5 protein-coding genes are annotated in these 12,502 nt (G+C 35.5%); all 5 read left to right on the top strand.

From position 1 onward, the window contains the following. Positions 1–23 precede the first annotated feature (23 nt). The 5 genes from CRO54_RS15860 to CRO54_RS15840 all read left to right on the top strand — a co-directional run bounded on the left by CRO54_RS15860 (position 24) and on the right by CRO54_RS15840 (position 12,497). The gene (locus CRO54_RS15860; RefSeq protein ID WP_097133119.1) at positions 24–2,483 is read left to right on the top strand and encodes a DUF5686 and carboxypeptidase regulatory-like domain-containing protein; all 2,460 of its coding nucleotides are present in this window, start codon (positions 24–26) and stop codon (positions 2,481–2,483) included. An 88-nt stretch (positions 2,484–2,571) separates the two neighbouring features. After that, positions 2,572–5,031: a DUF5686 and carboxypeptidase regulatory-like domain-containing protein gene (locus tag CRO54_RS15855; RefSeq protein ID WP_097133040.1), complete on the top strand. Its 2,460-nt coding sequence runs from the start codon at positions 2,572–2,574 to the stop codon at positions 5,029–5,031. A 175-nt stretch (positions 5,032–5,206) separates the two neighbouring features. Continuing rightward, on the top strand, positions 5,207–6,139 hold the full coding sequence (trhO, locus tag CRO54_RS15850; RefSeq protein WP_097133118.1) for an oxygen-dependent tRNA uridine(34) hydroxylase TrhO: 933 nt from the start codon (positions 5,207–5,209) through the stop codon (positions 6,137–6,139). 186 nt (positions 6,140–6,325) lie between these two features. Continuing rightward, positions 6,326–9,214 (top strand): two-component regulator propeller domain-containing protein, encoded by a 2,889-nt coding sequence (locus CRO54_RS15845; protein ID WP_097133039.1) that lies wholly within the window; start codon positions 6,326–6,328, stop codon positions 9,212–9,214. 256 nt (positions 9,215–9,470) lie between these two features. Beyond that, positions 9,471–12,497 (top strand): SusC/RagA family TonB-linked outer membrane protein, encoded by a 3,027-nt coding sequence (locus CRO54_RS15840; protein WP_097133038.1) that lies wholly within the window; start codon positions 9,471–9,473, stop codon positions 12,495–12,497. Positions 12,498–12,502 lie beyond the last annotated feature (5 nt).

The raw sequence follows: 12,502 nt of genomic DNA, 5'->3' as shown, positions 1-12,502 counted from the left end.
CTTCGAGTTATAATGACAACACTATGAAAGCCACTAAATTACTCTTAACGCTCATTAGCCTTTTCACTTTCTCATTCAACAGCTTTTGTCAACAATTTGAGGTTAAAGGAAAAATTACAGATACCGATGGCCAGCCGATACCTTTTGTTTCTGTTTTTATTAAGGGAACAACGAAAGGTGTATCTGCAAACGTAGATGGTATGTACAGCATTAAAGTAGACAGAGGCGTAGTTTCATTGACCTTTACCGTTGTTGGTTTTAAATCTGCGACCCATACCGTGGATGTTTTTGACAATATCACCGTTAATAAGACCCTACAAACAGAGCAGTATACTTTAAATAGTGTGGTTATTAAAGCTAATGGAGAAGACTTAGCCTATAAAATTGTAAGAAATGCTATTAAAAACAGGAAGGCATATTTAGAGGAAATATTTGCCTACAATAGTGATGTTTACATTAAAGGGATGCAGAAATTAGTTGGCGCTCCGAAAAAATTCTTTGGCAGGGATATTCAAAAAACACTTAACCTAGATACCAATAGAAACGGGATTTTATACTTATCAGAATCGCAATCGAAGTTTTCTTACATGAAACCGGACCGAATTAAGGAAGAAATGATTTCGTCTAAAATTTCTGGAAGAAACAATGCCTTTAGTTTTAACAAGGCTTCTGACATGCGTATCAATTTCTATGAAAATTTACTGTTAGCAAATACTGGATTAAGCGCTAGAAGTTTTGTTTCGCCAATTGCGGATAATGCCATGTTCTATTATAAGTATAAGTTGCTTGGAAAATCGGAAGAAAATGGCTTAACAGTAAATAAAATTGAGGTTATACCTAGAAGAAAAAATGACCCTGTATTTAGAGGAGTGATTTATATTGCTGATAATACTTGGCGTTTAATGGGTACCGATGTGATTTTAACGAAAGATGCTGGCGTTAACCTAATCGACACCTTAAACATTGCTCAGCATTTTATTAAGATTGATAAATACTACATGCCTGGAAATCTAAAATTCCAGTTTAACGGCAATGTGTTTGGATTTAAATTTGAAGGTTATTTTATTAGTTTTTACAGCAATTATAATATCAACCCTAAGTTTGAAAAAGGTTATTTCACTTCAGAAATATTGAAAATTACTAAAGCGGTAAATAAAAAAGATTCTGCTTATTGGGCAAATAACCGACCAATTCCATTAACAGATGAAGAACGTAAAGATTACATAAAAAAAGATAGCATCGCCTTGCGAATGCAGAGTAAACCTTACCTAGATTCGCTTGAAAAAGCCAATAACAACTTTACATTGGGCAAAATGATTGTGACCAGTTATTCTATTAACGATAGATACCACAAACGCAGTTATACTTTCGACCCCTTAATTCAATCTGCTTTTTACAACACAGTAGAAGGTTTTGCCGTAAAATATGGCGTTACCTATAGAAAAACATATGAAGATAATAGATATGTAACCATTCGTCCGGAAGTGAGATATGGTTTTAAAAATGAAATTTTCACGGCAAAACTGAGCAGTTATTATTATTACGATGCCACAAAAAGAGCTGGTTTAGGTGTAAGTTTTGGAAATGAAATAGCCGATTTAAACAATTACGGCACTATGAATTTGTTGTCTAACTCTATCAATACTTTATTGTTCGAAAGAAACTTCCCTAAATTTTACAAAAAGGATTTTGTGAGCATCAACACGCAACGAGAATTGGCTACAGGTCTACAAGCTTACGTATCTTTAGATTACACAAAAAACCATGCGCTCACCAATACTACGCTTTACAAATTCAGGGATTACGATGACAGGGCGTTCACGTCTAACAATCCATTGAACCCAACTGACGATACTCCAGCTTTCCCGACTTATCAATCAACTTCAATTACCGCCAGCTTAACTTATACCATTGGGCAAAAATACATGACCAGACCAGATGCGAAAATCTATACTGAATCAAAATATCCTCGCTTAAGTTTAAGGTATAAAAAAGGATTCGATGGACTTTTAGGCGGCGATACAGACTATGATTTAATTACTTTTGAAGCTTTTCAGGAAAGGATTGGCTTAGGCTTATTCGGCTACACGTCTTTTGTGGTTGGCGCTGGAAAGTTCTTGAACAACAATAAACTTTTCTATCCAGAATTTAAACATTTCAGAGGTAACAACGCCATGTTCTTCCCTCCCAACCTTAGAAAATTTAGATTTTTAGACTTTTACCAATACAGTACCAACGAACATTATTTCGAAGCGCATTTAGAACACAATTTTTCAGGTTTTATTTTAAATAAAATCCCTGTTTTAAGAAAATTAAAATTAGAAGAAGTCATTGGTTTCAGTTACTTAAGTCAGCCGCAAAAGAAAAACTATACCGAGTATTACTTTGGTATACAGCGCTTAGTGTTTGGCATCAGTTATGGTTTCGCATTTGACAATGGTAAAAAAGTTAACCAAGGCATTAGAGTCGCTTATAATTTCTAATTGTTAAATAGTAGAATAATGTAGGCTTAACAAAAGCTTTTCGCTACTTTAACGTTATTAACCTAACTTAAAAAAGTCCAATCGTTTAATGACCTTCTACTTTCGATGTTGTTTATTGGTATTCCTTTGCGTAAAAGTATCGGGAATATCTGCACAGCAGTTTACACTTACTGGCAAGGTAACGGAAGTAAAAGGTAGTATTGTGCCCTTTGTTTCTGTTTACGTAAATACCACCACCCAAGGCACTTCTTCTAATGTAGACGGTCAGTATAAACTAAGTTTGCCTGCCGGAAGAATAGAGTTGCTGTTTACGGCAGTTGGCTATGATGACAGAAAAGTCATCGTAACCATGAAGGAAAATACGACTTTGGATATTGTACTTGCTCCAAAAATCTTCACGCTAAACGACGTTATCATTAAATCTTCCAACATTAACAGGGCCGATAATATCATTAAAAAAGTAATAGAGAAACGGAAAACTTATTTAAATGAAATAGAAGCGTTTTCTTGCGAAGTTTATACTAAAGCCATGCAAAAGCTATTGAATGCGCCAAAGAAGTTTTTTGGTAGAGATGTAGCAGCTATTTTAGAGTTAGATAGTAATAGACAAGGTGTAATTTATCTTTCAGAAACGGAATCTAAGTTAGATTTTAAGCAGCGAGACAAAATAAGAGAGGTGATGATTTCCTCAAAAATTGCTGGAGACGACAATGGTTTTAGTTTCAACAAAGCTTCAGATCTCAGTGTAAACTTCTACAACAATGTTTTATTTGAGGACAAGCTTTGCGTAAGAGGCTTTGTATCGCCTGTGGCAGACAATGCTTTTAGCTATTATAAATATAAATTTTTAGGTACTAGCGAGGAAGATGGAAAAACCATCAGCAAAATACAGGTAATTCCTAAACGTAAAAATTTACCTGCTTTTTCTGGCATAATTTATATCGTTAACGATAGCTGGAGAATAAGTGCAGTAAACCTCTTTATTACCAAAGAAAATGGCATCGAATTGATTGATACGCTAACTGTTCAACAAAAGTTGATTGAGGTAGGTGATGTTTATGTACCCCAATCTATACAATTCAGTATTGCGGGTAAATTGTTCGGGTTTAAGTTTTCTGGCTACGTAATGGGTGTTTATAAAAACTACAATGTAAAACCGACCTTCAACAAGGGCTTTTTTAGCAACGAGATTTTAAAAATCGAAAGGTCTTCCAATAAAAAAGATCCATTTTATTGGGAGAAAAACCGATCTGTACCATTGACCATAGAAGAACGGGATAATTACAAAAGAAAAGACAGTGTTACGGCACTTAAGTCTTCGCAAAGGTATCTTGATTCTGTAGATCAGGTGAAAAACAGGTTTAACCTTGCCCAAATCTTGGTTACGCCTTATGTTCATTATCGAAGCTACAACAGAAAAAGCGTAACCTACGATCCAGTTGCTACGAGTGTGTTTTTCAATACTGTAGAAGGGTTGGCTCTTAAATATGCGGTAAATTGGCGTCAAGGTTTTGAGGATGGCAGATATTATACCATCAAACCAGAAGTTCGATATGGCTTTGCGAATGAGCGCTTCAATGCAAACATCAAATCAAGGTACCTTTTTGATGCTTCCAGAAATGGATCTATTGCAGTTGGTTTTGGCTCTGAAGTGGCAAACTTAAATTCAAATCAGCAAACCAATCTATTGCAGAATACGATTAATACGTTAGTTTTTGGAAAGAATGTAGCCAAATTTTACGAGCGGAGGTTTTTTAACATAGAAGCCTCACGAGAGTTTGCGCCAAGTTTCGAAGTTAAGATTAGCGCAGATTATGCCCGCAGAAATGCATTGACTAATAGCAATTTCACCAATTTTAGAAAAGAAACAGACTTCACTTCCAACAATCCATTTGAGCCAACAGACGAGAATAGCCTATTATTCCCAAAACACAAGGCGTTAGTAGTGAGTGGCATGCTTGCTTACACAGTTGCACAAAAATACATCACCCGTCCGGATGGGAGATTTTACATAGAAAGTGATTACCCTCGTATCGAACTTAACTATAAAAGGGGGCTTAAAGGTGTATTTGGTTCCTCGGTAGATTATGATTTCATCTCAATGGAAATCTATCAAAAGAAACTACATTTTGGCATGTTGGGTAAGTCTTCAATATTACTCGGTGCTGGGAAATTTCTTACTACAAAAAGCCTAAACTATCCAGATTGGAAACACTTTAGAGCAAACCAATCTATTGTTTTCGATTCTGATGAACGAAACTTTCAGTTCTTAGATTTCTATATTTTCAATACTACTAAACAATATTTTGAAGCGCATTTTCAACATAACTTTGGTTCTTTCTTCGTCAGTAAAATTCCATTGCTTAGAAAACTAAAGCTCGAAGAAATTATTGGTTATGCGTACCTCTCATCTCCAGAGAAAAGAAACTACAATGAGTTTTATTTTGGTGTAAAACGATTGAATTTTAGGGTTCACTATGGCTATGCTTATGATACTGATATTCTGATCAAAAAAGGATTTAAGTTTTCTTATGGGTTCAATTTGTGATAGCGTTTGAACCACATAGAAACATAGAATAGCCATCGCTCTTTAATTTAAAAACATAACTAACCATATTTAACCTATGTTTCTATGTGGTTAATAATGACGAAAATCATCTTGTCAAAAAAGAATTTAGCGTTATCTTTGCAACGTTAAACGCCGTTTGCAGCGGTATCAATACATTATGACATACAACACCTTACTTTATTATTGCTATTCTCCAATAGCTGAAGCAGAACAATTTGCTGCTGATCATTTAAAATTTTGCAAATCTTTAGGTTTAGTTGGCCGTATTATCGTAGCCGACGAGGGTTTAAATGGCACCGTATCTGGAACCATTGAAGCCTGCAGAGCTTACATGGAACATATCCATGCTGATGAGCGTTTTGCAAAAACAGAGTTCAAAATTGATGAAGTTGAAGAACCTTCATTTATCAAAATGCACTGCCGCTACAAAGCCGAAATTGTACACTCTGGGTTACGCGATACAAGTATAATTGACCCAAATAAACAAACTGGAAAGCATCTAGAGCCTGTTGAATTTAGGGAAATGCTAGATCAGGAAGATGTAATTGTATTGGATGTAAGATCTAACTACGAACATAATCTCGGCAAATTTAAAAATGCCATCACATTAGATATTGAGAATTTCAGGGATTTTCCTGAACAAATTGAAGCCCTAGCACAATACAAAGACAAAAAGGTACTGACTTATTGTACCGGTGGCATTAAATGCGAGAAAGCTTCTGCCCTACTGTTACACCATGGTTTTAACGATGTTTACCAGTTACACGGCGGTATCATTAAGTATGGCAAAGAAGCAGGTGGTAAAGATTTCGAAGGTAAGTGTTACGTGTTCGACAACAGAATAGCGGTTGATGTGAACTCTGTAAATCCGACCATTGCGAGTAAATGTTTGAACTGTGGTACTACAACACCTAAAATGATTAATTGTGCCAACCCAGAGTGTAATGAGCATTTTACCCAATGTGATGCTTGTGGCGAAGAATTGCAAGGTTGCTGCTCTGTTGAATGCACTACGCATCCACGCAAACGTCCTTATGATGGTACTGGTTACTACGTGAAAGTTCCGCAGCAGGTAGCGGTGAAGTAATAGCACAATTTTCTAACGTTATGCCATTTCGAACGCAGAGAGAAATCTGTTTTTGAATAATACTTGCTCGATTTCTCTCTGCGTTCGAAATGACGCTGATATTGATGTTCCGATCATTGATTTAAGGGCACAACTTTCCATTTATTTTTATACTTTGCGTTAGTTGCTAAATTTCATACCTTTTCTATGAGAATTAACCCATCCTATTTTTCTCTTTTCTTAACGCTCATTTTTTTTAGCTTTTTCAGTACAAAAGCTAGCGATATCCCTCGCATCGGCGTACCTTATGTACAGAATTTCCATAAATCATTATATGCTGCTGGAAACCAAAATTGGTCGATAGCCAAGAATAAAAAAGGTATAATGTATTTTGGTAACTCGGCTGGATTACTAAGCTATAATGGAAAATACTGGGAAAAACATGAGATGCCTAACAAGCAAATTGTGAGATCAGTTGCTGTAGATGATAAAGGCTTAGTTTATACAGGAGGATTTGGCGAGTTTGGGTATTGGGATTATCAAGACAATAAACTAACCTATCATTCTTTGGTTAAATTACTACCTAAATCATTTGAATTCACTGCCGAAATATGGAAAATCTACATTGTAGGAAAAAAAATATACTTCCAAACTTTCTGGGGAATTTTAGTTTATGAAAACAAAAAAATAAAAATAATTAAACCTGGTAATTTATTTTTCTTGCATTCAGTAAGAGAAAAATTATTTGCAGAGATAATCAATAAAGGTCTTTTCGAATTAAAAGGAGACAAATTGGTAAAACTTGCCGGTAGCGAAATAATGGGAACAACTGGCATTTTATCAATTCTACCGTTTAAGGAAAATCAATTCATCATAGGTACCAGTAAAAATGGATTATTTCTTTATGATGGAATAACTTTTAAGCCATTCGTCAATCAAGCCAATAACTTTTTAAAAACATATCAACTTAATAATGGAGTTAAAGTGCTTGAGAAATATTACGCATATGGCACTATTTTAAATGGAGTAATTATTATTGATGAGAGCGGAAAAATCATTCAGGTTATAAATAAGGTTAGTGGATTACAAAATAATACTGTCCTAAGTCTTTACAACGATAACGAAAATAATTTATGGGCAGGGCTAGATAATGGCATAGATAGAATAGAGTTAAATTCACCATTATCATTCTATTTTGATAAAAATGGGAAATTTGGAACAGTATATTCAAGCTTGATATCTGGAAACAAGATTTATCTGGGCACCAATCAAGGATTATTTTTTAGCGAGTGGAATAAAGCTATTGGAAATAGCTTCGATTTCAGGCTGATTCCGAATTCACAAGGTCAAGTATGGGATATTAGCAAAATAGACAATCAAATCATCTGCGGTCATAATGATGGTACATTTTCAGTACAGGGAGATAGAATTGAAAAAATATCTAATACCAATGGTGGTTGGAATCTTAAAAAACTAAGTTCAAACTCAAACTACTTAATACAGGGCACCTATACTGGTTTAGCCATATATATAAAAAACGGTGAAGGAAATTGGATATTTAGCCATCGTGTTGAAGGTTTTGGAGAGCCTTCTAAATATGTAGAACAAGATCAAAGGGGGAATATCTGGGTAAGCCATGCCTATAAAGGACTTTATCGCATTAGCCTAACTCCAGATCTAAAAAAAGCTGTTAAAGTTAAATACTATGATGAAGCTGCTGGATTACCAAGCTCTTTCAACATAAATACTTTTAACCTAGAAAGTAAAATAGTATTCTCATCCGATTCGGGCTTTTTTGTATACGATGAAATTAGTAACCGCTTCAGTAAATACAATGAATTAAACAAAAAGTTAGCAGGTTTTAGTTTTTCAAATAAAATCATCAAGGCTGAAAATAGTAAATATTGGTTTATTAACCATGGCCGGGTAGGCCTCGTAAGTTTTAGCGAGCCCGGAAAAATCGCTATCGACTCGAATAGATTTAATATTCTAGATGGCAGAATGGTTCAATACTATGAGAACATTAGTCAAATCAGCGAATCGATTTATTTGATTAGTATTGATGATGGCTTTGCAATTTATAATAATGCTTTAGCTGGTTCCATCAGGTCTTCTAAAAAGCTACCTCAGGTTTTAATTGGCAAAATTGAAGACATAACAAATAAGTATAGTTTAATTACAGAAACTGGGGACAGTAGTGAAGAAATTGAAATTCCTTATTCAAAAAACAGTATTAGAATTTCTTTTGCGCTACCCTACTATCGCTTATCAAAAATCAAATTTCAATATTTCTTCGAAGGCTATTCCAAACAATGGTCTGAATGGAGCACTGCTACCCAAAAAGATTTTACCGATTTAAGCTATGGTAGCTATACATTTAAAGTAAGAGCAAAAATAGACGACCAAACAGTTAGCGAAGTAAGTACAGTAAAAATAATTATTCTGGCGCCGTGGTATGCAAGTAATTGGGCGTGGGCATTTTATTTCATCTGCATTATTACTGGATTAATTATAGGCAAACGAATTTATGAGGCGAAATTAAAAAGAGACCAACAAAAAATTGCTGATGCTTTGCAAAAGGAGCAGGAAGAATACCTAAAGAAAAAAGCAGAGGACACAGAAAAGCAAATAGGTAAGCTTGAAAAAGAAAAGCTACAAACAGAACTTGCCGGAAAAAGTAGGGAATTAGCCAATTCTGCGATGAGCCTAGTTTATAAGAATGAACTACTTCAAAAAATTAGTCAGGAACTAAACAAACTAAAGGAGAATAAAGATAAACCCCAAGAAGATCAATTGCGAAAAATTCAGAAAATCATTGATGATGGAATGAATGATGAGCGTGATTGGAATTTATTTGAAAACAGTTTCAACGAAGCTCACGAAAGCTTCTTCAAAAAGCTGAAAGTTAACCATCCTGACCTTGTGCCAAATGACTTAAAACTGTGTGCTTATCTGCGGATGAATATGAGCAGTAAAGAAATGGCTTCGCTACTAAATATCTCGGTGAGAGGTGTAGAAATTCGTCGGTATCGTTTGCGTAAAAAATTGGCAGTACCTCACGACAAGAACCTAACGGAGTTTTTGATTGAATTGTAATACTACATCATTACCTCTCACATCACTTTTCTGTTACAATTAAAACAACAACGATAGACCAATTTTGTAGTAGTATCATTTTCTTAGTCTAAACTATAGAAACTGCCGTTTTAACATCAAAAACAGCAGTTTTTATTTATACTGAGATAGCCTCAAAAACACACTTGATGTAGTAATGTGCAAGTAGATCTAGTTGTTCATACCGAACAAAAGTTCAACATTCGTGTATTCAAATAATCAAATATATAAAAACGGTATGAAAAAAATCTTTACAGAACTATCTGTTTTAGTCTGTTTTTGTTTGCTTTTATTATCAGACGTCGCCTTTGCACAAAACGTTACAGTTAAAGGAACAATTAAAGACGATCAGAACTTGCCTATCCCTGGGATAAGCGTGTTAATTAAAGGCACATCTAACGGCGTACAAACAGATGCAACAGGAAATTACAGTATCAGTGTTTCAGGAAACGGAACTTTGGTTTTCTCATCAATTGGATTCCAAACTCAAGAAATCCCTGTTAACAACAGAACAACATTAAATGTGACCCTTCTTTCTTCATCTAACGATTTACAGCAAGTTGTTGTTGTGGGTTACGGTACTCAGCGAAAAGTAGACGTTACTGGGTCTATTGGTTCAGTTAAAGGAGATGACATTGCTAAACAAGCTTCAGCAAATGCTGTATCATCGTTACAAGGTAAGGTAGCTGGTGTTAGTATTACCAATGCTGGTAGTCCCGGCGCTTCTCCTCAAATCTCCATTCGTGGTACAGGTACAATTTATGGTAACCTAGGCGTACTATATGTAGTAGATGGTGTATGGTTCGATGATATTAGCTTTCTAAATCCTGCAGACATTGAAAGCATGAGTATTTTAAAGGACGCATCTTCACAAGCGATCTATGGTATTCGTGCAGCTAATGGAGTTGTTCTAGTTACTACTTTTAAAGGTAAAAATGCTAATCCAACCATTACCTACAACGGTACAGTAGGATACAGAGCTGTTACTAATCAAATTGAAATGGCTAATGCAACTGAATATGCTACTATTATCAATGAGCTTTCAGCAATTAACTCTGCACCCGCTCTATTTTCAAATCCTGCTAGTTACGGCACCGGTACCAATTGGTATAACCAAGCATTTAGAAACGCATTTCAAACTACCCACCAATTATCTATTAATGGAGGGTCAGAGAAATCAACCTACAATCTATCATTAGGTTACAACAATGAAGATGGTATTGTAAAAAATCAAGGCTATAAGAGATATACTGCTAGGTTTTCGAATGACATCCAAGTATTAAAGCCTTTGAAAATTGGTTATTCAGTTGCTGCATCGTCAGTTAATACTAATGACATTAATGGCAGTATCTTCCGTCAATTATATGCTGCAGGACCAGTAGTTCCTGTTTATTATGCCGATGGAACTTATGGCGATGCGAACGATTTTGGTCTAGGTGGTGGAAATAACTTCAACCCTCAGGTAACTTTAGACTATTTTAATCAAAAATCTAAAAATTATAGAGTGAATGGTAATGTATTTGCTGAATTGAATTTTGCAAAACATTTCACTTTTAAAACAAGTGCGGGTGGCGATTTTGGTCAAAATGAAGTTAGAGGCTATACTCCTGTTTATTCTGCTACCCAAGGTCAAAGAAGCGACAATAGCTCTTTAACAGTGAACAGAAGTGAAGACAGAAACTGGATCCTAGAAAATACTTTAACCTATAAAAACACTTTTGGTAATCATAACCTTACGGTTTTAGCTGGACAAACAGCCCAAAGAAGAAAGAATTACTTCATCAATGCTAATGCATTAAATGTACCATATTCTAGTGAGGGTGACTTGTATTTAGCTTTAGGTAATGCAGCTAACAGAACTGTTGTCGATGGTGGATCACTTACCACATATGTGTCGTACTTTGGTCGAGCAAACTATTCGTATAAAGATAAATACTTGCTTAATGCTACCTTGCGTGCGGATGCAGCTTCTCAGTTCTATTCTGGCGGTGATTTATGGGGATATTTCCCTTCTATAGGTGCCGGATGGGTAGTAACCAATGAAGACTTCATGAAAAACCAAAACATTTTTGACAACTTAAAGATTAAAGCTTCTTGGGGTAAAGTAGGTAATGCCGGCGTACCTGTAAACCCAACCACGCTAACTGTTGCTCAACCAGCTGGTTATGTAGTTGTTTTTGGAGGTGTTGCATATACTGGTGCAAATGTCAATTCACTTGTACCTTCATTCCTAAATTGGGAGCGTACAGCGGGAACAGATGTTGGTTTTGAAGCATCTTTCTTAAAAAACAAACTGACCTTGGAAGCTGGCTTCTATAACAGAAAGACAGAACAAGCAATTTTCGAAATCCCGATTTTAAGTTCAATTGGTGCAGCATCTAGCAAAATGATTGGGAACCAAGCAGATTTCAGGAATAGAGGTATAGAAGTTTTAGCTACATGGAGTGATAGAACTTCTAATGGGTTTAAATACAGCATCAGTGGAAATATTGGTATCAATAGCAACAAAGTAACTTCAGTTATTACTGGTCTTAACCCAATTTATGGTGGTGGACAAGGAATTGCAAATGGAGCTTTAGCTACTAGAACTGTACAAGGTGGTGCTATTGGAGAATTTTTCGGCTATCAAGTAACGGGAATTTTCCAAACTCCTGCTGAAGTTGCTGCATCTGCTCAAACAAGTGCTAAACCTGGAGATTTCAAATATCTAGATTTAGATGGTAATGGTGTGATTGATGGTAAGGATAGAATAGTATTAGGAAATCCTAATCCGAAATATACCTTCGGATTCAATACAAGTTTCGAATATAAAAACTTTGATTTAGCTATAGATCTACAAGGTGTAGCTGGTGTTGACGTTTATAATGCTAACGTTGCCTATCGTTTTGGTAACGAGAACTTCAGTAAAGACTTTTATAATAACAGATGGCATGGTGCAGGTACTTCGAACACCTACCCTTCTGCTGCTGTAGGTTCTACTTCTAATGCAGCACCAAATTCTTTCTTTGTTCAAGATGGATCTTATATTCGATTAAGAAATATTCAATTAGGATATACCTTACCTGTTTCGCTTACCAATAAGTGGGCTAGCAAAAGAGTAAGAGTTTTTGCAGATGCTCAAAATGCCATCAATATTTTTGGCTACAAAGGGTTTACTCCTGAAATAGGCTATGATGCTAGCGCTGGCCCAATATCTAGAGGCATAGATAATAATGTTTACCCATTATCTGCCGCATATAGACTAGGTCTTCAAGTAACTTTCTAAACTCA

Source organism: Pedobacter xixiisoli (assembly GCF_900215335.1).
Lineage (GTDB): Bacteria > Bacteroidota > Bacteroidia > Sphingobacteriales > Sphingobacteriaceae > Pedobacter > Pedobacter xixiisoli.
Note: the sequence above shows the minus strand (reverse complement) of the source record. Positions and strands in the feature narration are given on the sequence as shown.

Coding starts and splice junctions, on each gene's coding strand:
- CRO54_RS15840 (WP_097133038.1), top strand. CDS start 9,471: ATGAAAAAAATCTTTACAGAACTATCTGTTTTAGTCTGTTTTTGTTTG.
- CRO54_RS15855 (WP_097133040.1), top strand. CDS start 2,572: ATGACCTTCTACTTTCGATGTTGTTTATTGGTATTCCTTTGCGTAAAA.
- CRO54_RS15845 (WP_097133039.1), top strand. CDS start 6,326: ATGAGAATTAACCCATCCTATTTTTCTCTTTTCTTAACGCTCATTTTT.
- CRO54_RS15860 (WP_097133119.1), top strand. CDS start 24: ATGAAAGCCACTAAATTACTCTTAACGCTCATTAGCCTTTTCACTTTC.